The sequence below is a fragment of the Faecalimonas hominis genome (assembly GCF_054660755.1).
Genome location: NZ_BAAHSH010000050.1, coordinates 22215 through 45289, shown reverse-complemented (window position 1 = coordinate 45289; position 23075 = coordinate 22215). Strand labels below are relative to the sequence as shown.

Annotated in this window: 20 protein-coding genes; 4 read left to right on the top strand and 16 right to left on the bottom strand. The window is 37.5% G+C overall.

The features are described 5' to 3' along the window. Nucleotides 1-174: 174 nt before the first annotated feature. A complete protein-coding gene (locus tag ACYQ35_RS09705) occupies nt 175-906 on the top strand; it encodes a helix-turn-helix domain-containing protein (protein WP_118037259.1) in 732 nt (243 codons plus the stop codon). A gap of 56 nt (nt 907-962) precedes the next feature. Further along, complete coding sequence (locus tag ACYQ35_RS09700) at nt 963-1163, top strand: helix-turn-helix transcriptional regulator (RefSeq protein WP_005344265.1); 201 nt, start codon at nt 963-965, stop codon at nt 1161-1163. Between the two features lie 58 nt (nt 1164-1221). Here ACYQ35_RS09700 and ACYQ35_RS09695 read toward each other — a convergent pair whose 3' ends face one another. After that, entirely contained in the window at nt 1222-1644 is a 423-nt protein-coding gene (locus ACYQ35_RS09695) for a flavodoxin family protein (RefSeq protein WP_118037258.1), read from the bottom strand. Then, nucleotides 1641-2027: an MmcQ/YjbR family DNA-binding protein gene (locus ACYQ35_RS09690; protein WP_117484514.1), complete on the bottom strand. Its 387-nt coding sequence runs from the start codon at nt 2025-2027 to the stop codon at nt 1641-1643. The genes ACYQ35_RS09695 and ACYQ35_RS09690 overlap by 4 nt, the downstream gene beginning before the upstream one ends. A 249-nt stretch (nt 2028-2276) precedes the next feature. Here ACYQ35_RS09690 and ACYQ35_RS09685 point away from each other — a divergent pair, with 249 nt between their 5' ends. Further along, the gene (locus ACYQ35_RS09685; RefSeq protein WP_118037257.1) at nt 2277-2600 is read left to right on the top strand and encodes a MobC family plasmid mobilization relaxosome protein; all 324 of its coding nucleotides are present in this window, start codon (nt 2277-2279) and stop codon (nt 2598-2600) included. Beyond that, entirely contained in the window at nt 2567-3946 is a 1380-nt protein-coding gene (locus tag ACYQ35_RS09680) for a relaxase/mobilization nuclease domain-containing protein (RefSeq protein WP_118037256.1), read from the top strand. The genes ACYQ35_RS09685 and ACYQ35_RS09680 overlap by 34 nt, the downstream gene beginning before the upstream one ends. 15 nt (nt 3947-3961) lie before the next feature. Here ACYQ35_RS09680 and ACYQ35_RS09675 read toward each other — a convergent pair whose 3' ends face one another. The 14 genes from ACYQ35_RS09675 to ACYQ35_RS09610 all read right to left on the bottom strand — a co-directional run bounded on the left by ACYQ35_RS09675 (nt 3962) and on the right by ACYQ35_RS09610 (nt 23073). After that, a complete protein-coding gene (locus ACYQ35_RS09675) occupies nt 3962-4354 on the bottom strand; it encodes a hypothetical protein (protein WP_233511523.1) in 393 nt (130 codons plus the stop codon). A 236-nt stretch (nt 4355-4590) separates the two neighbouring features. After that, nucleotides 4591-4896: a hypothetical protein gene (locus tag ACYQ35_RS09670; RefSeq protein ID WP_147345279.1), complete on the bottom strand. Its 306-nt coding sequence runs from the start codon at nt 4894-4896 to the stop codon at nt 4591-4593. 504 nt (nt 4897-5400) lie between these two features. Then, complete coding sequence (locus ACYQ35_RS09665; RefSeq protein ID WP_118037253.1) at nt 5401-5601, bottom strand: hypothetical protein; 201 nt, start codon at nt 5599-5601, stop codon at nt 5401-5403. Nucleotides 5602-6235: 634 nt separating this feature from the next. Beyond that, complete coding sequence (locus ACYQ35_RS09660) at nt 6236-6481, bottom strand: metal-dependent transcriptional regulator (protein ID WP_459832856.1); 246 nt, start codon at nt 6479-6481, stop codon at nt 6236-6238. A 305-nt stretch (nt 6482-6786) separates the two neighbouring features. Further along, entirely contained in the window at nt 6787-7680 is an 894-nt protein-coding gene (locus tag ACYQ35_RS09655; RefSeq protein ID WP_117484510.1) for an alpha/beta hydrolase family protein, read from the bottom strand. 340 nt (nt 7681-8020) lie between these two features. Further along, nucleotides 8021-9769, bottom strand: coding sequence for an ABC transporter ATP-binding protein (locus ACYQ35_RS09650; RefSeq protein WP_459832849.1), 1749 nt, complete (start codon nt 9767-9769; stop codon nt 8021-8023). Beyond that, a complete protein-coding gene (locus tag ACYQ35_RS09645) occupies nt 9762-11543 on the bottom strand; it encodes an ABC transporter ATP-binding protein (protein WP_118037250.1) in 1782 nt (593 codons plus the stop codon). Before ACYQ35_RS09645 ends, ACYQ35_RS09650 begins: the two co-directional genes overlap by 8 nt. A 120-nt stretch (nt 11544-11663) precedes the next feature. After that, entirely contained in the window at nt 11664-12521 is an 858-nt protein-coding gene (locus ACYQ35_RS09640) for an AraC family transcriptional regulator (protein WP_015524564.1), read from the bottom strand. A gap of 94 nt (nt 12522-12615) precedes the next feature. Next, nucleotides 12616-14151, bottom strand: a complete 1536-nt coding sequence (locus ACYQ35_RS09635; RefSeq protein ID WP_118037249.1) for an ABC transporter ATP-binding protein — start codon at nt 14149-14151, stop codon at nt 12616-12618. 4 nt (nt 14152-14155) lie between these two features. Continuing rightward, nucleotides 14156-14893 (bottom strand): energy-coupling factor transporter transmembrane component T, encoded by a 738-nt coding sequence (locus ACYQ35_RS09630; protein WP_118037248.1) that lies wholly within the window; start codon nt 14891-14893, stop codon nt 14156-14158. Beyond that, nucleotides 14893-15471 (bottom strand): MptD family putative ECF transporter S component, encoded by a 579-nt coding sequence (locus ACYQ35_RS09625; RefSeq protein WP_118037247.1) that lies wholly within the window; start codon nt 15469-15471, stop codon nt 14893-14895. The genes ACYQ35_RS09630 and ACYQ35_RS09625 overlap by 1 nt, the downstream gene beginning before the upstream one ends. A gap of 156 nt (nt 15472-15627) precedes the next feature. Then, nucleotides 15628-16725 (bottom strand): saccharopine dehydrogenase NADP-binding domain-containing protein, encoded by a 1098-nt coding sequence (locus ACYQ35_RS09620; RefSeq protein ID WP_117484503.1) that lies wholly within the window; start codon nt 16723-16725, stop codon nt 15628-15630. Next, entirely contained in the window at nt 16722-20945 is a 4224-nt protein-coding gene (locus ACYQ35_RS09615) for a non-ribosomal peptide synthetase (RefSeq protein WP_117579901.1), read from the bottom strand. The genes ACYQ35_RS09620 and ACYQ35_RS09615 overlap by 4 nt, the downstream gene beginning before the upstream one ends. Beyond that, nucleotides 20932-23073, bottom strand: coding sequence for a bifunctional Gfo/Idh/MocA family oxidoreductase/class I SAM-dependent methyltransferase (locus ACYQ35_RS09610; RefSeq protein WP_118037246.1), 2142 nt, complete (start codon nt 23071-23073; stop codon nt 20932-20934). Before ACYQ35_RS09610 ends, ACYQ35_RS09615 begins: the two co-directional genes overlap by 14 nt. Nucleotides 23074-23075 lie beyond the last annotated feature (2 nt).

The following is a 23075-nucleotide window of genomic DNA, read 5'->3' as shown; positions in this document are numbered from 1 at the left end:
CTCGGTTTACAATTCATCTTATCAATTTTTGTATGTTTAGTATATATCGACATTCCGGAGATAGTCAAGTAACATATTGGTTGTATTTTCTCCATTTTGGAGATTATTGTTGATTTTATTTCTGACATACGGTATAATGCATATAGAAAATTCAAATAGAAATGAGGCGAACAAATGCGCGATTTCGGGGAAATATTAGCAGAAAATAGAAAAAAGAAAGGATACTCTCAATCAGATCTTGTAGACCTGCTTTCTCAGGAAGGTATTCAGGTCACTACAAAAGCAATCTCCAAATGGGAGACCAATGCACGAGAACCAGCTTTACATGTTTTCCTGACACTTTGCCAGTTACTTGATATCGAAGATATATATGAATCCTTCTTTGGAGAAAACCCATATAACATTATGAGTGGATTGAATGAAGAAGGCAGAAATAAATTGATTGAATTTGCTGATATTTTGAAAGCTTCTAAAAAGTTTTCTCCACTGTCTGCAAAAATTATCCCATTCCATCATCCTGTAGAAATTACCTGGGAACCAGTTTCTGCTGGTACTGGAAATTACCTGGAGGATTCTGTAAAAGAAACCTATGATGTAGGACACCTTGCTCCTGAGCAGACTGACTTTGGTGTACGGATTTCCGGTGACAGTATGGAGCCACTTTATCATACAGACGATGTTGCATGGATTCAGAAAAAAGATTTTCTTGCTAATGGTGAAATTGGAATCTTCTATCTCAACGGCAATACTTACATCAAGGAATTACACGATGAGCCAGATGGTGTTTATCTGATTTCTTTAAATCAAAAATATCGTCCTATCCAGGTTTTGGAATCTGACTCTTTTAAGATTTTTGGAAAAGTAATCGGGAAATGCAAAGGTGCAGAAATTCCGGGATTTCATTAGATTTCAACAGCAGGTTCATGATCCTGCTGATAACAATAAGCAAAGGAAGTGATTGAATGGCAATCAATAATACACTAAAAGATATTCGTGAAGAACGGAATCTCATTCAAGCAGATTTGGCTGAAGCCATAGGTTCCTGCAGCCAGACTATAGGCCGCATCGAACGTGGAGAACGTAATCCCTCTCTTGAGATTGCAATCCGGCTGGCACATTACCTGAAAGTGCCTGTAGAAGATATTTTTCAGGTTGAAGACTAGAAACACAACTGCCAGAAAACCGAGGAGTAAAATCCCCGGTTTTCCTTTTACTCAAAAATCAGTGTAATCCTTTTACGAAGTCCGCTGCGTTTTTCATATCTTCTTCATTCGGATGGTCTTTAGCAATACCTCCAACCAGTTTAAATGGTCCGAATGTGTCATACCCTTTACAGCCAAATTTTCCAACCACACTGGCATGTCTTTTATCCAAAATCTGCTCTATGGTTTTATAATTCGCACTCCCGCCATAAGTACAGATCAGAAATATCTTTTTGTCGTCCGGTAGATTCTTCTCTGCAAATTCCAATATCGACTGATGAAACTTTGAAAAATAGATTCCTGATGCAAACCCAATCATATCATAACTGCTCAGGTCTGCATCTTGCTGTTTCACAGCATCAATCAAATCCACCTGACATTCTTCTGCGATCCTCTTTACTAATTTTTCTGTATTTCCATGATGCACAGATGCGTATACTATCGCTGTTCACATTTTTCTTCCTTTCTGTCTGCTCCGTCAATCAGGTCATAGCTCATATCCAAAAAGTCCAATATCTTCGCTTCACTGACTGAACCATCCAGTAAAATCGTGATCCAGTGCTGTTTATTCATATGGTATCCTGGTAAAAATCCATAAGTCTGAATAATCATACTGGTCATTTCTGGATCGCACTTTACATCCATGATTTCAACCAGATCATTTCCCTCTAATCCCAGTTTCGATTTTTCAACCGTCATGATCACTGCATACCATTTCCCATTTTTATGTCGAAGTACTGCACTGTCCGATAGTTTACTCCATAAATATTCCGGCATTGTGCCATACTGTTTCTGCACATATTCAAAAATTTCTTCTTTCTTCACAATCTATTCAACTCCTGATTTTTCTGATATCCTGCCCATAATCATACCACATTTTCGTATCCCATACTACCTGCCAAATTCTTTTGCATTTTTCCGGTTCTCCTGACTTTAACTAATAGAGGGGTAAAACAGCAAGGACAGGAAGTGAGGATACACTTCCGAAAAATCCCAATTTAGGGAACCCTGCCCTAAATTGAAAAATGCTGAAAGCAACGATACTACTGCCCTCTCAGAAAGGAGAGCCCGCCAATGGCTGAAAGAAAGAGAAACAAAGAAATCCATTTTTATGTCACTGAAGAAGAAAGGAAGCTTATCCGCAGAAAGATGATAGAATCCAAAACAAAAAACATGGGAGCTTATCTGCGTAAAATGGCAATCGACGGTTACATCGTCAACACCGATACCACTCCACTAAAGAAACAGTATGAGGAAATGCACAAGATTGGCATAAACATCAATCAGATTGCAAAGAAGGTGAATACTACTGGAGATCTGTATCCGGAAGAAATGCAAGAATTGAAAGAGATGGTGAAAGAATTATGGCGTATCTTAAGATCTTCCCCATTAAAGTAACAGACAAGAAAGCTCTGAACTATATTACAAATCCAGATAAGACAGATGAAAAACTGTTAGTTTCCAGTTTTGGCTGTTCCCCAGAAACTGCAGATCTTGAATTTTCCATGACAAGAGAAATGGCAAAAAAGAATGGAATGGACAAAGGCGATAACCTGGCATTTCATCTAATCCAGTCATTTAAACCTGGAGAAGTTGATGCCGAAACCGCCCATCGCTTAGGGCAGCAATTCGCAGATGAAGTACTAAAAGGAAAATATGAATACGTGATCAGCACCCATGTTGATAAAAATCATATTCATAACCATATCATCTTCAACGCTGCAAGCTTTGTTGATTACCACAAATATGTTTCTAATAAGCGGAGCTACCATAAGCTCTGCAGAATCAGCAATCGTATCTGTCATGAAAATGGACTTGCCACCAGTATGCCAACCGGAGAAAAAGGCAAAGGTTATAAGGAGAACATGGAATATCATCGTGGCACCAGTTGGAAAGCCAAGCTACGTGTTGCAGTTGATAAAGCAATCTGGACTTCCATCAACTATGAGGAATTTTTACAAAAAATGCAGTTAGCCGGATATGAAGTCCGACAGGGAAAACACCTGTCCTTCCGTGCACCGGAACAGAAAAACTTCACTTATATGAAATCTCTTGGAAGCTATTATTCAGAAGAAAATGTCCGCATCCGTCTGTCAAAAAATCGTAACAAAGTAAAAGCTCCAAGGCATCTGTCCAGAGAAGCTCGCCTGTATGTCAATATCTCCACGTATGTTACAACTGGCAATCGAGAAGGATTTGAACGATGGGCAAAATTAAGTAATCTAAAAGAGGCAGCCCGCACCTTCAACTATCTTTCCGAAAATAACCTGCTGAATTATGAAGATTTCAAGCAGCACGTTTTCGATATTGAAAATTCTATTAAAGCAACAGATCAGCGGATTGAAGAAATCAACACTGAACTTGGGACCAAAAAACTTATTCAAAAGCATTGTGATTCTTACCGACTCTGCCGTAAAGTTATTGAAGATTGCAAATCTGTCAAAAATCCAAAAGCATACCGCACCAGGCATCAGGCAGAATACCAACTTCACGATTCATTAAAAAAAGAGCTTCAGGATCTGGGCGTTACCAGAATCCCAAGCTCTGAAAAAATCCAAAAGCAGATTGAAAATCTTGAATCGGAACAGTCTGCCGCTGTCCGGGAAAAACAAGAATTACAGAAAAAACAAAAGACACTGGATATCATTCAGCAGAATTTCACTGCACTGCTCGATGCTCCTGAGATCAGTTCAGACTTACTTCCGGCAAAAAAGGAACCTGTTTCTGTCACAAGAGAAAAATAAGATTGCACTGGCAACTCACTCATTTTCTTCCAAATCTTCCCAAGGTTTCAAATCCTTTTCCTCCCAGGTGACACCATACGGTGCACCTCCGGAGGTATAACCAGCAATACAGAAAAATCGGTCATCTTGCAAGATCTCTTCTTTGGTCAGATTATCTCTTGCTTCTTTTTTCCGTTTTGCTCGCCTCTGTTTCCTCTTTTGTTTCGCAACAGCTGCTTTTTCTTCCGGCGTTTTCCTATGTCCTTTTGCCATAAATGTTTCTAGTGTAATTCCACTCTGAATGTCTTTTAGTATACGAGTTTCATACCCTGTTTCACGTTTCTCAACAATTCTATAAAACTCTTCATATTCTGTTTTGGGAGCGATTGCTTTAACTGCTACAAATAAGCTTTTGCAAATATCATTCATTTCAGCAACATCCGGCATTCGCTGATTTTCAAGATAGAACTTCAAGTACATCTTGTATGTTTTATCTGCTATTGTACTCTTCTGTTTTTGTTTTAGATTTTTATAGCTTCTGTTATTCCTCTACATCTATACTTCCTCATCTGCCTTCTTTCTCCCGTGCCATCAAAAGCATTTTTTCAAAAGACTGAGCGAATCTTTCATTGTGAACTTCCAGAAATTTTACAACTAAATCCAACCTATATCCATTCATCGACATTCCGAATCAAGTCAATGATTTCATCCAATGAACGCTCGCTTTCCACGTATGCATTATACAACGCCTGCTTTGCCCTCTCGATTTTCCGTTCCGGATGTCGTTCATCCAACAGTGTGTAAAGCTCCTCAGCAAGAACACTGTATTCCTTATCTTTTTCCTGAAGTCTTTCAATTTTTCTGTCCAGAGCTTCTATGTAATAATCCGACCTCCGTGTCCCATAGTCTTGACTGAGATGTTTTTCGAGCATTCCGGGAAGCTTGTGCTCTTTCAATACATTTTGGATCACAATATATGTTCCGATCCGGAGGACGCAGCTCCGATAAGCTTCAGGGCGTTCCTCCGGCATAGGAGAGTCGGAAAAGATGTCAGTCAGAAAACTTTTTATTTGGGTACATCATTTCCGGATGGTTTGGATCAAGTTTTCCGATGCTGACCCGCACAGGGATCGTGTATTTCTTTTCCGGGTAATACGTGCGACCAGTTTCGAACTGAATGTATGTGAGATTTCCTTTTTTCATCCGGGTAATTTTTCCCTGTGCTTTGGAATCGGCACCGTAAAACTGTAGTACATGTGGACCTCCTTTAGTATGATATTACACTAAGGAGGCCCACATTCCCAAGAAAAAATTCAATCAGAAAGTGCGTAAAATCAAGGAATTTGGCAAGTTTTTCCTGCTTCGTTTTTGCTTTAATGCGAAGTACACGAAGAATTCACAATTGTATGAATGGCTTTTTTTAATCTCTATCCATTAGGCCTTGGAACACTCAAATTACCCCTATCAAATATTAACTAATAGTATTTTCTGAATATTGCGTTTTCCTGCAATTTCTTTTCGTAATCTACTGAATTCTCCAGCTTCATCCCAATCTCCAGATCAATATCTTCATGCTCGCCATTGCTCGCAAAAAAATACTTTTTCCCAGTCCGAAGGTTCTTTCGGATTGTTTCATACTGGAACCGGACTTCATAAAACGGGATAATGACCTGCATATTTAATATCTGCTTTGAATGCAGGTTCTTCACAAAATCCCTGTATTCCTGCGTTGCCGGAATTGTTCCTTCAATTGCCTCTCCTGAGCAAATTCTCAGCAGTCGGCAAATTCATGGATATGCACGTTTTCACTCCTTTCTCCACTGTCCTTCTTTGATCATTTTCCAAAAGCACAAAAAAGGAACGTAAACACTCCTTTCTCGCTCCACATCATTTTCTTTGTTTTTTAGTTTTCATTTTGTTTCCCGCATTCCTGCTCGTTTATAATCAATCAAAGGTTGTTCTTGTCTTCCCTCCTTCCGCCAGCCTGAACATAAAAAAAACACCAAAAAACAATTCTTTGCTTTTTGATGTCATTTCTGTCTTTTCAGGCTAATGCCTGAACCAATATTACAGAAGCCCGAACAGACTTCTTCGGTGCGTTTCGCACAATCTGCTTTCAAATCCCGGATCATTTCGAGATGAAATTTCTTATTCAGGATATTCCCCGAATGAAACTGTTTACGCATTTATCATGGCACTAGATTTTGTTTTCGTCAACATTTTCAAGTACAATATATTGATACTTTTGCACTAAATGGTATTCATAGTACTACAAAAGATATAGCAGCAATAGCTTAATATCCAGCATTGCTAACGGTTCCGGGGTGCATTCATATTTTTGAACAATTCTTTTAATTTTTGAAAGCTCTCTTCAGATAAATCATGTTCCATCTTACAAACCTCCTTTTGCGCCAGTTTATCATCAATTCCGGCTGAAACCAATAACTCATAAGAGAAGCAATGTTTTTCATAAATTTCTTTCGCACATTCACTTCCTTTTTGAGTCAGACTAAGAATACCCTTGTCATCTTTTTGAACCATTTTCTCATCAATCAAAATTTTTACCATATTCGTAATACTTGGTTTACTGTATCCGAGAAAATCTGCAAGATTGATTGAACGTACCTCTGATAACTTTTTTGTAATAGATATAAAGCTTCTAAGTAATCTTCTGCTGATTCATGTAATGCCATTAAGCACCTCCTATCTTTTGCCTGACTAATTTTTTTGATAAATTTCCTTTGAAAAACTATCTTACTGCGCCGGAACACAATATCTCTTATTTTGTTGCAACAGCAAAATGCAGTGAAAAACTATTATTATCCCTTATTTTTTTGTATGCAATTAATACATTAATTCATTTAAGTGTCTTTAATGTATTCTTTTATCACTTCAAATATCTCTTTGTTTATTACTATATCCTTTTCGTTTTCAATCCTTGTAGGATAATGACCTCTATTCTTTTCCAACAAAAATTCAGCCTGATTATTGATAATATCTTTCCGTAAACTATATAACGAATTATTTACTTCGACTTGATCATCTTTAGCCCCCTGTATAATTAACACAGGTTTTTGATATTTATTAACGCCATCTTTTCCACTAAGTAATGCATACTTACCAAATTGAATCTTTTCAAATACAGCTATCCAAAACTGTAATAAATATGCAAAACATTTCATGTTTTTTTGCATACACATTCTCACAAATTTATTTGGAACATCAAAGGCCGATATTATAATTGCCTTATTCAAATTTTCTTTCTGTATATTCAACAATGCCGCCACAGCATATGCACCTGTACTATGCCCAAATGCGATAATTTTATCTAGTCCTTGTTTTTTTAAATATAGTACAGCATTTTGGGCATCTATAATAAACTGTGCAAATCCCTTTATATTTTCTCCTTCACTTTCACCACATCCTGTCATATCATAAGAAAATACAAGGTATCCACAGTTTATCAGTTCACATATTTCTGGCATATAAGCATTATACGTAACTCCATACCCATTCACAAGCAAAACAACCTTATTATTAACTTTATTTTGATTAATTCCATAGAAATATCCTGTTAATTTATTTTTTCCCGAATAAAATTCTATTTTTTTTCTTCTGGGAATATCTGATTTTTTATCCGCTTCACAAATATCTATTCTCTTTCCAAACTGCATACGATACATTATGAACGTAAGCAAAAAACTCAAAGCAAGAATAATAAATGCCAATAAGATAATAATAATTATTATTTTCATGATAACCTCTTACTAATATTTAGGTATGCCGTTTCATTAGGAAAGCAAATTTTTCATTATTATAATTATAATTTTTTGCTTTCCTAAAATACCAACGACATATTAAATTAATCCAAACTTAACACCGCACTCTGCAAGCAGTCATAATCCATAAACAAACAATGTGCAGAATACTCCTTGCATCTCAAGAACACAAATTGCACAACAATGTTTATAAATGACTTTTTTTAATCTCAATACATTATGCCAGAAAACACACAAAACCTCAAATCACTCCTATCAAATATTAACCAATGGTATTTTCTGAATATTGCGTTTTCCTGCAACTTCTTTTCGTAATCTACTGAATTCTCCAACCTTCAGCCTGCTCACGAATACTAATAAAATCTCGATAGGTTCCTTTTTGTTTCAGTAATTCTTTATGAGTTCCTTTCTGCACTACCGTTCCTCCATCAATAACGAGAATCTGATCCGCATTTTCAATCGTTGCTAACCTATGGGCAATCGTTATGATTGTTTTACCATGTGTTAGAGCAGAAATAGCTTCCTGAATCAAATGCTCGTTCTCTGGATCAATACTGGCTGTTGCCTCATCCAAAATAACAATTGAAGCATCTTTTAACATGGCTCTTGCAATCGAAATCCGCTGCTTTTCACCGCCAGAGAGGGACGAACCACCCTCACCAATTACGGTATCATACCCATTTGGCAGGGCCATGATAAAATCATGGCAGCGCGCTTTTTTTGCGGCAGCAATGATCTGTTCCTCCGTAGCATCTGGGCTGCCGAATTTAATATTGTTGCGAATCGTATCCCGAAACAGATACACATTCTGGAACACCATACTGATGTTCTTTAACAGACTATCGCAGGTAAATTCACGAATATCTGTTCCACCCAAAGTAATTGTTCCGGCATTAACATCATAAAAGCGGGCGATCAGACTACATATGGTAGATTTTCCGCTTCCAGAGGGGCCTACAATCGCTGTTGTGGTATTCTGAGGAATCCTGAAATTTACATCATGCAGCACAATCCTTTTATCATAACCAAAGGACACATCCTGAAAGGCGATGTCATAAGAAGTCGGCGTAATATCTTTTCCGTTCTGGTCAATATAATCTGCATTTTCCAGAGATTCCAGCTTGTTCATAGCTGAATCTATAAGCCCCAACATGTGCGCCGCATCGTTAACGTTTTCCACACTTCCAAAAACCACGAAAGAAAACAGGACAAACATCAGGAAATAGGCAAGGCTCATTTGCCCTTCAAGAGCCTGCCATGCACAGATGAATACAATTCCCATCGATGCCAGTTTCAAGGCAAACAGATGCAAACAATTAAATGGCGTATAGCCTTTTTCTACTCTGATATGAATATCTTTCAAATCTTTATTTGCGTTGCGGAAACTCTCAATAGAAGCGCCTTCCTGTCCGAACGATTTAACGATGGACAGCCCGCGGATATATTCAATCGCAGAGCCAGACATATCCTCCATGGCCTGGTGCGTGATAGCAGCGGTCTTTTCACTATGCCTGCTGATACCATGTAAGGCCAATGAGGAAAAGGCAACGCCGACAACAGAAATCACTGCTGCGGCTGGACTCAGGAAAAGGAAACACAGGAGAATTGCAATAAACTTTGCATATCCGTTGATGATGATGTCAACCATCTTCATTCCCTGCAATTCAAGTGTGGATAGCTCCGTGGTAACACCTGTCAGAATATCGCCCACGCTGTTTTTAGAAAAATATCCCAGAGGAACCCTTTTCAGCACATCGCCTAAATGGATTCGCTGCCCTGCGGCTACTTCATAACCAATGCTTTCCTGCAACACCGCCCGCAAATAAGAGAGTAGAAAGTTAAGCGCAATCGAGCCAACAATAATCCAAAGCGTCTGCCAGATCAGGGAGGATTCTATTGTGTTGCCTGCCCAATAAGCTGCGATTGCTTTATCAAGGGCATAAGCGGCAGCCATTGTAGGGATCGCCGTAGACAGGCTGCTGAAAAAGGAAAAAACAGAGCCAAGATAGAGGCGTCCCTTATATTTCCCCGCCCATTTAATGATCCGTTTCATAGACTTAAACATGAGCGGCCACCTCCTTCTTTTCACTCACAGACCAATTCTTCGCCCCGATGTGGGCTTTCCACATATCCGCATAAAGCGGACACCGCTTCAACAATTCTTTCTGCTTTCCGCAATCCACAATCCGGCCTTTTTTCAACACGACAATCTGATCTGCGTTCTGAATGGTGGAAAGGCGGTGGGCGATCACAAGAAGAGTTTTACCCTTTGATAACGCCATGATAGATTTCTGAATTTTATCTTCGTTCTGCGGGTCAGTAAATGCTGTCGCTTCATCCAAAATAACAATCGGGGCATTTTTGAGGATCGCCCTCGCAATCGCAATTCGCTGTTTTTCGCCGCCGGACAGCCTCTTTCCGGCATCACCGGCAGGGGTATCATATCCTTTGTCCAAACGCACAATAAATTCATCACAGCAGGCCGCTTTCGCCGCCGCATATACTTCTTCATCTGTGGCGTTTGGATTTCCAAGACGGATGTTTTCTTTCAGGGAGCAATTAAACAGGAAGTTATCCTGCGTCACAAAACTGACCAGTTCGGAAAGCTGGCGTATAGACAACTCTTTGATATTCTTCCCCCCAATGGTAATGTTGCCGCCTGTCACGTCCCAAAACCTTGCAATCAGACGGGCAATCGTTGATTTACCGCCGCCAGACGGTCCTACAAGTGCCGTAAAACTTCCCTCTGGCAATTCCAGGTTCACATCATGCAACACTTCATTTTGCTCGGAACCGTCATAGGAAAAGGTTACATGCTTCAACGCAATATCATTGTGAGGAATAGATACGATTTTCCCTGAATCCGGCAGTACAGGCAGGTTCAAAAGTTCATTTGCCGCCTCTACTGCATATTCCATAGACTTTGCTTCGTTAATGAAAGTGGTTGCTTTCATCAACGGTCCAACAATGCTGAGGGAAAGGATAATCCCCATTGCAAGCTCCGCAGGGGAGATACTTCCATTCTGCACCAGCAAAAGGCCGACAGGAAGAACCCCTAGGAGCGTTGTCGGCATAATTGCCATCATCAAGTTCATGGTTTTCCATGTACTCTTAAACCATGCCAGAGTAAAGTCCTTGAATGACTGGACAGCACCAACAAATTTTTCATAAGAGCTTGTGCTTTGGTTAAAAGCCTTTACAACCTCGATACCTTCCACATACTCGATAATGATACTGTTGACATGGTTATTTGCCTCCATATAAGCGGCATACTGGCTATTATAATTCCTCATCAGGAAAAACATAGGAATCATAGCCAGTATCGGAGCAATCAATACCGCCAATCCCATGCGCCAGTCGATGACCAGCATCCAGATAAAAATTGCAATAGGGAGCAGAAGGTTAGAGGTCAATTCTGGGATCATGTGCGCCAAAGGCGGCTCTAAATCCTCAACTTTATCCATGATTATGTTTTTCAGATAGCCGATTCGCCGCCCCATCACCTCGCCAAGAGGAGCTTTCATCAGTCGATCCGCAATTTTCAGACGGATTCCTTCCAAAATAGTATAGGCTGAAATATGCGCCAGGATCGTAGAAGTTCCATAGCAGAAAACCCGTATCAAATAGCCTGCCGACCCAACCATGCACCAAATCAGAATACAATTTAATGTTACAGTTCGGTTGATAAATGCCAGCAGGATTTCATATACAGCCCAAAAAGGAATAAACCCTCCGGCAACACTCAAGATAGCACATAACACTGAGAGGGTCATTTTCCCTTTGCATGGCTCGGCAAAGGAAAACAGAATTTTAACCCAGTTATCTTTTTGTTGTTCCATTACAATCACCTTCCTTCTTTTTAGCTAGCAAAGAAAAAGGATGGGTAGTCCTTGCTAACCATCCTCATTGTAACAGTATTCGATTCTTCTTTCCTCTCCAAAACGGCATTTATGCACCATTTAGAAAAAAGATTTTCGGTACTCCATAGGCGTTTGTCCCATCACCTGACGAAAGGCCGTTGCAAATTTACTGGGACTTTCATATCCGACAGCTCCGGCAATTTCTGCAATCCCCTTTTTGGAATCCTGCCTGAGCATTGTAGCAGCGATATTCATTCGATAACGGCGAAGATAAGAATACATGGAATCTCCGTAAACCTCTTTGAAACAGTTTTTCATGCCCGTCAATGAAATCTGGAACCGTTCAGCCAATTCATCCATTGTATAATGCTCTTGCAAATCCGTTGTAATCAGGTCGTGGATTGCTTTTATTTTCTCTACCTGCCCTTTATAAAAATAAGGACGTTCCTCTTTGGACTCGGAAATTTGCAAAGCGTCCAGATACAAAAGTAGTTCCAGTGCCTTTACTTTATAGTAGTCTCCTTTGATTTGCTGCGGGACAAAGTAAAGTTCTGAAAAAATATGTTCAATTCCCGGCTCATTATGAATAACAAACGGTTTCTTGTCGTTACAATACTTCTTTTGAAGTTCATATAAATCAACCGAAAACCCGCCAAAAAAATCTCTGAGGGCTGGCACAGCAATTTCCAAATCAAACCCGAGCGTCATCCCGTGGTAATGGCAAAGCGGAAAGCAAACTCGTCCCGAATGGAAACGCCTGTTATCAACTCGCATTTCATGCTCCTGTAAATAGCCATAAGCATGATTGCCAATTTCGTTTTCGATTCGTCCCTCCCGGCAATGGTCGATATAGAGAAGCGAACTGCCTGTACTACTCTGAAAATGAGAAACGCATTCTTTTAGGTGCATATCACTATACATCACAAAAGCGCCATCAAAAATTTTGTGAGCTGTCATTGTCCCTTCGCCGCTTTCGTCAAAAATTTGCAGGACAACACAATCCTCAGTTTCAATGACATTTTTTACATTTGATCCGCAATTTATTTTACCATCAAACAGTTTGATTTCCGCCGCCCCCTTCCAGTATAAAGAAGTTTAATAGCCGTTCTCGTCCTTCCATATCCCAGAGGGAATAGCTTTCTTCCAGCATTCCGTTTTCCAGATGAATCACATGATTGCAGCATCTAAGTATAAATTCCGGGTCGTGGGTCACAATCATAACTGTTTTTCCTGAATTAGCAAGCTCTTTGACCGAATCGGCTACCTGTCTCATATGAAAAAGATCAAGCCCGCTGGTAGGTTCATCAAATAAAATCAGCGGACGTTCAGAAGCAATCGCTGATGCAATAGCTACACGTTGTTTTTGTCCTCCTGACAGTCCCATCGGATGACAGTTCTTGTACGGGAGTAAATCCATTTCATTCAGAATGGCTTCTGCCCTTGCTATATTTTCAGGAGAATCGTCCGAATCCTTTTCCGGCATACTCAGTAAAACTTCTTCTAAAACACTCTCAGTAAAAAGCTGGTGGTTCACATCCTGCATAACCATATAGCATATTTTCAGACGCTTTTTACCTGCATAGGATATGCCGTCTTTTTCAAGAATTCCTTTACAGCGTTTTTCCAATCCACACAAGCAACGGGATAGTGTTGTTTTTCCCGCTCCATTATGCCCGATGACCGCCGTTACATTTCCAGCAGGAATCTCAACTTCTTCCAAACGAAGCGTTTCCGGCTGATTTTTGTACGCAAAACGGAAATGGTTAAGTTTCCACATTCCCCGTCCTTGATGCAGACCGACAGGATCAATGTCTGCAAAGTCACACAAACCCAGTGGCCTTAATCCCATTTTAGCCTTTTCTGATGCCGGAATCAACTGAAATTCCGACAAATTATAGTCCCCTTGTATTTCTCCATTGCTTAAATAGATAATCCTGTCAGCTAAATCATAAAGATAATAAAGCCGATGCTCCGCAATGATGATAGTTTTTCCCTGTGCTTTTAGTATTTTCAACAATTCCTGAAAGTCAGCTATGGAATAGGCATCAAGATTGGAAGATGGTTCGTCCAAAACAAAAATATCCGGTTCCACAGCAGCGGCAGAACCACAAGCGATTTTTTGCTTTTCTCCGCCCGACAGGGAAAAAACACTTCTATCCAACAGGTTTATAAGATTTAACTGCTTGGAAACGCGCTCCACCCGTTCCAGTATATCTTCCTCGGCTAGCCCATGATTTTCACATCCAAAAGCAATTTCACTGGTCGTGTCCACATTAAAAAACTGAGAACGTGGATTCTGAAAAACAGAACCCACTTTTTTTGATATATCAAATAACGACAGGCTACTCATATCTTTGCCATCGAGTATGACTCTACCTTCCAGCTTGCCATCGTAATAGTGCGGAATCAGGCCATTAAACAAACGAGTTAATGTAGTTTTGCCGCATCCTGATGTTCCGCAGAGCAACACGAAATCTCCATCATTAATAGACAGGTCTATATTTTTCAGCGTTCCATGTACTTCACGTTCTCCGTCGATACTTTCATTTGAAGGGTAGGAAAAAGAAACTTTTTTACATTCAATCATAATCCTACCTCCCTGCAATCATTGTTGCAATCGGAATAGCAAAAGCCACTGCACACAATAACAAGAAAAGAATATCCTGCACATGAAAACCGATTTCGCAGATATTTGTTCTCTTAACCGGTCCGCCCAATCCTCTCGTCAGGGCTGCAGCACTTAATTCTTCCCCAATCTTAACAGAACACATAATTACAGGAACAAGCCTATATTCCAACATTGCACCTGCTTTGCCTCCGCCGAAGCGAATCCCTCGCATTTTCATAGCATCGCCTATCGCATTATATTCCTCAACAACTGTTGGGAAAAAGCGGAATATAACAGACATTGGAATAATAATTTGCTCCGGCAAATGCAGCTTCTTCATGGCAGCAACAAATTCACTGACGGTGGTTGTTTTGACTGTAATGTATCCCATCATAATTCCCGGAACAAACCTCATTAAAAAGCCACAAACTGCAACAACAAAAAAACTTGGCAGTCCTGACAAGTACGGGAGTGACAGTATTTGCAGTAGATAGCTGCCACCGTACAAGGCAAAATAGATACATGACCCCTTCCATGCCCCTTCGGTCAGCATCAATATCAGAGGAACTGCCGACAAAACAGGAGCGAACTGTCTGGAATTTACACCAATGCCTCCACTTAAAACAAATACGGAAATTGTGATAAGCAAAGCGAGTTTCGTCCGGGGGTCTAACAGTATTCCTCTGCCGCTTTTCTGACTTGCTAATAACTCCTGACGCATTATGCAATACCTGCCCTTTTGAAGTGTTTCTTAAAAATCTTCTGTCCGATGATAGCGCCAATCACGCCGCAGACAAAACCGGCAATCAAAAGAAGCGGAAGTGTATATGCACTGATATACCCCATAATCGCATCGGCATATTCCTGACTATAGCCGGTAATCAAATCTTGGTAATAGCTGTCCCTTGTTACAACAATAGGAATATAATTACCAATAATCCACATCGAGAAAACCCCATGAGAAATGATCCCTTTCTTTGCGCTCTTATAATCGCCGGACTTCAAGATTAGATCAGCCAGAACACCAAAAACAAAACCGGTAATAATACTCCAATATCCCATACCTGTGAGCAGCATCAAAATACCACAGATCAAACCGGTCAGAGACACCATTCCAAACTTTTGGATTTTAGAATAGTACAGCATCATAACAATGCCGGCAATAAGCGGCGCAATCGCAATCAGCAGTGGCAAAAAAATAGGGATAAAACCCAACATAGCAACGGCCATAAATACCACGAAATAAATTGCAGTAAAGATTCCAACGTTAATAAGGTCTTTTCCTTGTAGTTTCTTCATTATAACATCCTCCTTCTTTTGGTTAGCCAGTTCTAACCTTCTTCAACGTAATATAACAGATATGATAATATTTTTCTACTCCAAAAAGGCATTTTAAATCCAAATAGATTTTTTTTGATTCATTTGAATATTATTTTTGAAATAGAATTCTTTTGATTAAAGTTTAACTATATTCTGTTTTATTTCTCCCGGAAGACTCTCTATAAATTTTTGAATACCTTCTATTTCATCTAAATTATATGCCTTTCCTTTTGAAATTTCATCGTTTAGGCACCATTCTGCCACCAACGCACAAACATACCCCGATAGGGAATTCCAGTTACACGCATATTCAAAAGACATAAGTTTTTTTTCTACATCATTTCCATTTACAAGTTCTATACCAAACCAAAATATAGTCTTTTCATTTTCTGTACTTTTGTTCCTATACATTTTTTCCAATTGCTCTGTATATCCAAAAGTATCCATACTATTCGAATGATATATTTTGCTTCCAATTTCAAAAAAACTAGCCATGGAAGACAGATCAGAAAATGTGTTAAAAAAACAACCTTCCTTGACTCCTGTTTCCTTGCACACTCTTCGAAAATCTTTACTAATAATAGGATACAGATACATTGTTCCTACTTTCTCATCTATACATATACTTTCCCCTATCCTCATTTTGCATGGAATAATTTCGTCTTTATAAAAAAAACTCATGCTTTTAGATTTATTATTAATCATACTTGATATTACATCTTGTGTAGCTCCATGCGAAAAATAACTATTTCCATAAAAGTATTCTTTGATAGATACCTCAGCTCCTTTATGTATTTCTGCCACATACTTAAATAGAGCTTCTGATAATCCTGGATATGTACCTGATGATAGTATAATTCTAGTTTTTTTATCCCCTATCATACTTTTATTATCAACAATATATTTCTCGACATCTCCTTCTCCAAATGGATCAATATAATCATTCCCTTGCTTAATACACTCTCGAACTATCCTTGTCCCAACTATAGATGCGGGAGATGTACAATTAATGACTACATCGCATTGCGAACAGAACATTTCAACTTGTTTCGGAATAAATACATCCATCTGTATAATTTCTATATTCTCTGTTGAAAATTCTTCTTTCAAACACTGAAGTTTATATTGATTACGTGCCCCTATAAGTAAAGCATACCCTTTCCCTTGTAACGCAGATAACACAGATGATCCTACCAAACCTGTTGCTCCAAGAATTCCTATATTCTTCTTCATCCTCTTATATTCCTCTCTATAATTATTTGTGCTAGCAATGTGGCATTTTCCTCACTATGAATGCATGTAACATGATTTCCCGGAACATTTATCACTTCAAATTCCCCAAGACATATATCGTTCCACATTTCTAAATTTTGGTTTTTATCTGCAAAAAAATATTTTTGTTCTTCACATGCTGATAAATAACAAATATCCCCACTATAAAAAGGTAATTCTACATTTGCACCTTTAAATCCATGCTGATAAATTTCAAATGTTGCTTCTAGCAGTTCAGCACTCACGTTAATGCAAGTTTTTTTCTCAATGGCTTTTGCGTAGGCTTCAAATCTTTTTTCTTTTGTACTATTAACAAATTCCCAAAGACCACTATTGTTTTTCATTTTGCTATCTTTCTCTATAATGTTAAAGAAAGTATTTTGAGGGATATTACCATTATTTCTTTTCCTCACTTCTGTAATAAATTCCATTACCTTAAAGTCATCGACATCTTCCAGAACCTCCGAAAGCATTAATTGATAGTTAGGCAAAAAGATCACTTCATCTATAAATTCATCCTCTACCTTCCCGGAAACAGGATAACTATCTATAACAAACAGATTATTTACTTCGATTCCTTTCTCCAGCAATTTTACAGCTACATTTAATGCAAGAATACCTCCAAGACAATATCCAATAAGATTAATATTTTTATAGTGAAGTTGCTCTATTTTCCGAACATACTCGTCTGTAATTCTATCAACTAATTCATGATATTGTATTGAATAATACCATTCTACATCTTCTACATTTATAAATAGAAAATCTCCCAAATCCTCTTTTCGTAATTCCTTTTCTACAAAGCGATAACAATTAGTTGTTCCTAATGCCGTATGGAAAAAAATATATACTGTATCCTTCGCAGTTTTCTCTATAATTCTAAAATCATCAGTTCGTACATTCTCAGATGTTAGAATGTTCTGCTTGCTCTTTACAAAGGTTGTTATTGCTTCCCCCGTAGGATTATTCAATATTTGGCGTAGAATCTCATCAAAAGTGACGGATGTTTTAGTTTGCTCTATAATTTCTTTTACTCTGCCCGCAATCTGTGCCATTAATAAGGAATCTGCCCCTAATTCAAATAGATTATCATCTGGATATAATGCATCAACCTTTAAGACACTGATTAAAATCGAATAAATTTCTTTGTCTATTAAATTTTCTAATTCCCATCTTTTATGTTGAATCTTATCATCCCTTTTATCAATAAAGAGTTTCCGAATTGCCTGTCTATCGACTTTACCATTTGAAGTACATGGTATTTCATCAATAAATTGCAAAAAAAACGGTATCATATACTGAGGTAAGTATCGCTTCAATGCTTCCCGTACACTCTTTTCATCTTTTTTTTCATCTTCTTTTGGAACAATTACCGCAACCAACTTTGGTTCATTATTCCAATCTACTGTTGTTACACAACAGTTTTTCCCCGAGCAGCAATCCATAATTGCATTTTCTATTTCCCCGGTATCAATTCTATGCCCCGAAATTTTTATTTGGGAATCTTTGCGTCCTAAAAACTCAATCTCTCCGTTCCTTAAATATCTGCCGAAATCCCCGGTTTTGTATATTCGTTTATTATTTAACCAAAAAAAGCTACTTTGTGTTTTAGAAACATCTCCCAAATACTCTTTTGCTAACCCTTTTCCTGTTATATATAGTTCTCCTTGTACCATATCTGGGCATGGTTTCATATTTGCATCCAGCACTTCAAAACCTTGGTTACTTAAAGGAACACCGTACGGTATGCTACTATTATATGATTCACCCATTTTGCACTCGTGATAAATAGACCATATGCTAGCTTCCGTAGCCCCTCCTAGTGAATATATTCGAACATCTTTTAAGAATCTGCAAATTTTTTCTGGCAACTTTACTGGTATCCAATCACCTGACAACAATATTTTGTTAATTGACAATTTTTCTCCTTTATAGAATCGTTCAAGATAGTCTACAAACATTTCCATAAAGGCGGGCACAGAATTCCAAACTGTGATATTCCACTTCTCTACCAACATAAGCCAATAAGACGGATCTTTATATCTAACTTTTTCTGGTATTACTATTGTTCCACCTGTAGCTAACATTCCAAAAATATCATAAACAGAAAGATCAAAATGTAATTGTGAGAGCGCCAGAATACTGTCTTTATCTTTTACCTGAAATCTTTCATTTATATCTATAATCGTATTTACAACAGCTTGCTGCTCGATAACTACCCCTTTAGGTTCACCTGTGGATCCAGACGTAAAAATCACATATGCCACATCATCAAAGTTGTCATTAACAATCTCATCATAACTCTTTTTTAAAATGACACTGTCTTTGTCAATCCATTTATATTTTTCTCTATATTTATGAGTTTCTTCTTTTTCTCCAATTAAGCATTTGATTTTTGCTATCTCCAGTATTTTATCTGCACGAATTTCTGGTTGGTCATTGTCTATCGGAACAAATGCTGCTCCAATCAACAAAGTTCCCAAAACACTCGCAATCTGAAAAAAACTCTTATTCAATTTGATTCCAACATAGTCACCTGCTTTACAACTGCATTTCTGCAATTCATCTGCTATTCCATATGCAGTCCACAATAGTTCTTCATATGTATGTTCTCCACATTCATCCACGACTGCTGTTTTTTTCGGCATTTCTAAAGCACTCTTCAGAAATAGGTTCTGCAGAGTATCCATCTTTATCTCTTTAAAAGTACTATTTACATTCTTTCTTTGATCCATTTGCTTTTCAGGTAATTCTACATTTGCTTGTTGATTCCAAAATTCAACGGATTCCGAAATTTTTTTCAAATATGTTAAAAAGGTACAAAATATATCTTGAATAACTCCTTCTTCAAAAATACCGTTTCGGATATCCCAATTAATAAATAAACCTTCTTCATTATCCATAACTTGACAATCTAAGAAAGCCTGCGGCGTCTGACTGATTCCATTATTATTAACTTTCCCAACCATCCCATCGTTTTTTATCAATCCAATAGAACTTGTAAAAATAATAGGAAAGAAAAGCATCGGATTCTTTCTTCTCTTTCGCAAATCGCGAATCACTTCGATCCCAGAATATGAACTATGATCCAAATCTTCAAAAATTTGTTTATTTACATTTTTTACAAAATCAGCAAATATTATTTTCTCACTTAAATCAATTTCTAAAACATCTACACTAGTAAAGTCTCCAATAGTATTGTAAATACCCGTATATTTGTTATTTCTTATGAGTGTAGTTAGATTTAATGAAAATTTTTTGTTTACACTCCAGCGTTCAATACACAAAGCAAATATAGAAAGCACAGTCGCTGTAGGCGTCACACTATTTTGACTTGAAAAAAACTTTATTTTTTCCCAGTCTTCAGCCGATAATTTCCTTGCCATACGAATAAATTTATTACTTTTTTCAGCATTCGATCGCATCGGGAGAACTGGCGCTTCAGGAATTATATCCAGTCTATTTTTCCAATACTCTTTATCTCTACGATATCGACTACTGTTTTTCATTCCCATCTCATTAAGTACATAATTTCGAAATGAAATAGCACACTTTTCATCCCCGTTACCCTTATTGTAGTATATTGTCTCAAATTCTATTAATAATGTCCAAATACTTGCCCAGTCTGCAATCAAAAAATCAAACGATAAATGCAATGTAGTTTTTTCTTTGTCTTCGGTTACACCAATATCAAACATAGGCCACGTTTCAGTATTATAGTATTTATCAGACCATTTGCTGCGTATTTCTTCACATTTTGTAGATATATATATGGGATATTCTGCCACATCTCTTAATACTTCTTGAGTCCCATCTTCTAAAACAATAGCTCTCAACATATCATGCTTATCAATTAACTGATTCCAAATCTTTTGTACTTTTACAGAATCCAAGGCCGGATAATCCAGTTCTAAATATAGATGACTTGCCACATCCCCATACTCGAAAGAATTTTTTCGCCCTAACAAATAAGCCATTTGAATATCCGTCAGTGGAAATTTATCGAAACGCTCCCTTTCTTCTTCAAAATAACTTATAATTTCCTTTTTGTTATAAATCAAAATATTTTTTATATCATCATCTAATTTCCCATCCTTTTTTAAATAACGTATTTTCCCACCTTCAGTCCAAATACCAATTCCTTGTTCCCGCATATTTTGAATCAATTTACTTACTTCCACTATATTTATCCTCCAACTGGCAACTTAATACAAATACCTTTTGATTATACACGCACAGTTCAGAATCAATAGTTGGCAAACTTTTTTCGACAGCAAATCCAACTTTCTGAAACAGTTCGTGCCATTGATATAATTTTAAAAAAGTTTCATTTTTTTCGGCTCTTGCATCATCTGGCTCTTGCATCATAAAAGCTTGGGATATTAACATTTGAACAGATTCACCAATTGCTTCTACGATAATTACCTTTCCATCTTTTTTTAAAACTTTTTTGATGTTTTTTAAAGTAACTTCTATATTTTTTGCGTTATTCAGCACACCTACTGCAATTACTATATCTACGCTATCCTCCTTTATTTTATCGCTAACAAAATCATTATTAATATCTATTTTTAAATATTCAATAAACCGAATTCCTGAGAATAACTCTTTAGCACGATTTACAAAAAAATCTGAAATATCAGAAAAAAAATATTCTTCTACACTAAGAAATTTTATTTTTTCGATAATAGGCTTGGCTGTTGAAGCCGTTCCTCCTCCTAATTCCAACAGTCTACATCCTTCACGCAGTTCACATTCACTTTTAACATAATCCGAAATCATTTGATTATAATAACTTGAAATTGGTGTCTTTGAATACAAATCATCCGCTACATACATCTGACCTTCCGGAAACAATAGTAATGTAGGATTTAATTCCCCTTTCATGATATAGTTAAGTTTTAAAGCATTATTCTTAAAATATTCATATGTGGATATAGTTCCTAAATTTGCATTTTCCCAAACGTTTTTACCATCCACCCAAATTTTTTCAAGTTCTGAATAATGCATTTTTTTCTCAAAATAATATTCTTTTTCTTCATTTCTTATATAGCTATTAGAGTTAAGCACATGAAGCCAACGATGTATTATGGGAACAAAATCAGCTTTCACTCCTATTCGTTCTATCAGTTCATCACTCGTATATCCTTTATTTACTTCTTTGATATTCTGCTGCAAATAATAATACATTGTTTTTAGACACATATTATTAAATACTGCCATACCACCAAGCAAGGCACTGCTTTTTTCAAACAAAGAGGTACTTTCTCTCAAAAGTTTTTCTGACGGATAGTAACTATAAAAACTCCCCGAAACAATCTCAGGATATCCCAGTCCTTTCATTAAAAGTTGCCAAGCATGACTATTATTCAAAATCCTTTGTATATATTGAATAGTTGGTTCTGTCGGTTCCACTACAGTTTTTTCTATATCCTTTGCAATTGCACAAGGCCATTCATCCTTAAAAATCATTTTTTGTTTCTTCTCGCTACTATATAATATAAATGAATTCTGTTCATCCATATTTAAAGGTGAATGGAATTCTAATCGCCCTGGTATAATATTTTCATCCGGGAAATGAATTCTAGGATTCCAAATAACAGGACCATCAGGATCAAACAATGTCAATTGTCCACCTGCAAATCCAACACTAATCCGAAACAGCATATGTAAAAATCCATCTATATTTTCTTTTTCGATTTCATTATGTGCTCTGAAACTTATTGGAATATCTCCAATCTTTACAGTTTCCGTCTGAAAGGGCACATGACCGCATATACTTCCCACATTCTCCCATGGGCGAAGTGTCTGAAGCACTTCGCCCAAAATACTAATTACTGGATAGGAAACCTGAGTCGCTAAATCAACATTAATATATGCTATTTTTTCTGTCTTACTAACTATATGGACATTACGTATAAAATTTTGAACTGCAGGTAGGTTCAAATACAAGTTACCAACCCCAAAATACACTTTTTGATTTTGCGCAATCTTATAGCATTCCCCCAATTCTTTATAATGAACTGGCTGCTCCAACAGAACATTTATTCCTTTTCTCAATAATTGTTTTGCTATATTAGCGCCTTCGCCTCCTAGTGCCCCTGTTTTCACAGCAACACAAGCAACATCTACCCTTTCTTCTACTTCATCTAATGAAGTATATAGAGGAATATTATAATATCTTGCGCATTCATAACTCCTATCACTTCCTTTGGCTAATAAACCTACTATCTTTATTCCTTTCATTCGCTTTAGCGCTTCAAGATAAAATTGTCCAAACCGACTACCATAAACAATAATATTCTTCATAT

Bases quoted from the DNA above. Each gene is read 5' to 3' on its own strand.
- ACYQ35_RS09705 (WP_118037259.1), top strand. From the start codon at position 175: ATGCGCGATTTCGGGGAAATATTAGCAGAAAATAGAAAAAAGAAAGGA.
- ACYQ35_RS09685 (WP_118037257.1), top strand. From the start codon at position 2,277: ATGGCTGAAAGAAAGAGAAACAAAGAAATCCATTTTTATGTCACTGAA.
- ACYQ35_RS09625 (WP_118037247.1), bottom strand. From the start codon at position 15,471: ATGAAGAAACTACAAGGAAAAGACCTTATTAACGTTGGAATCTTTACT.
- ACYQ35_RS09640 (WP_015524564.1), bottom strand. From the start codon at position 12,521: ATGACAGCTCACAAAATTTTTGATGGCGCTTTTGTGATGTATAGTGAT.
- ACYQ35_RS09635 (WP_118037249.1), bottom strand. From the start codon at position 14,151: ATGATTGAATGTAAAAAAGTTTCTTTTTCCTACCCTTCAAATGAAAGT.
- ACYQ35_RS09645 (WP_118037250.1), bottom strand. From the start codon at position 11,543: ATGGAACAACAAAAAGATAACTGGGTTAAAATTCTGTTTTCCTTTGCC.
- ACYQ35_RS09680 (WP_118037256.1), top strand. From the start codon at position 2,567: ATGGCGTATCTTAAGATCTTCCCCATTAAAGTAACAGACAAGAAAGCT.
- ACYQ35_RS09655 (WP_117484510.1), bottom strand. From the start codon at position 7,680: ATGAAAATAATAATTATTATTATCTTATTGGCATTTATTATTCTTGCT.
- ACYQ35_RS09620 (WP_117484503.1), bottom strand. From the start codon at position 16,725: ATGAAGAAGAATATAGGAATTCTTGGAGCAACAGGTTTGGTAGGATCA.
- ACYQ35_RS09675 (WP_233511523.1), bottom strand. From the start codon at position 4,354: ATGAATGATATTTGCAAAAGCTTATTTGTAGCAGTTAAAGCAATCGCT.
- ACYQ35_RS09630 (WP_118037248.1), bottom strand. From the start codon at position 14,893: ATGCGTCAGGAGTTATTAGCAAGTCAGAAAAGCGGCAGAGGAATACTG.
- ACYQ35_RS09610 (WP_118037246.1), bottom strand. From the start codon at position 23,073: ATGAAGAATATTATTGTTTATGGTAGTCGGTTTGGACAATTTTATCTT.
- ACYQ35_RS09700 (WP_005344265.1), top strand. From the start codon at position 963: ATGGCAATCAATAATACACTAAAAGATATTCGTGAAGAACGGAATCTC.
- ACYQ35_RS09650 (WP_459832849.1), bottom strand. From the start codon at position 9,769: ATGTTTAAGTCTATGAAACGGATCATTAAATGGGCGGGGAAATATAAG.
- ACYQ35_RS09665 (WP_118037253.1), bottom strand. From the start codon at position 5,601: ATGCAGGTCATTATCCCGTTTTATGAAGTCCGGTTCCAGTATGAAACA.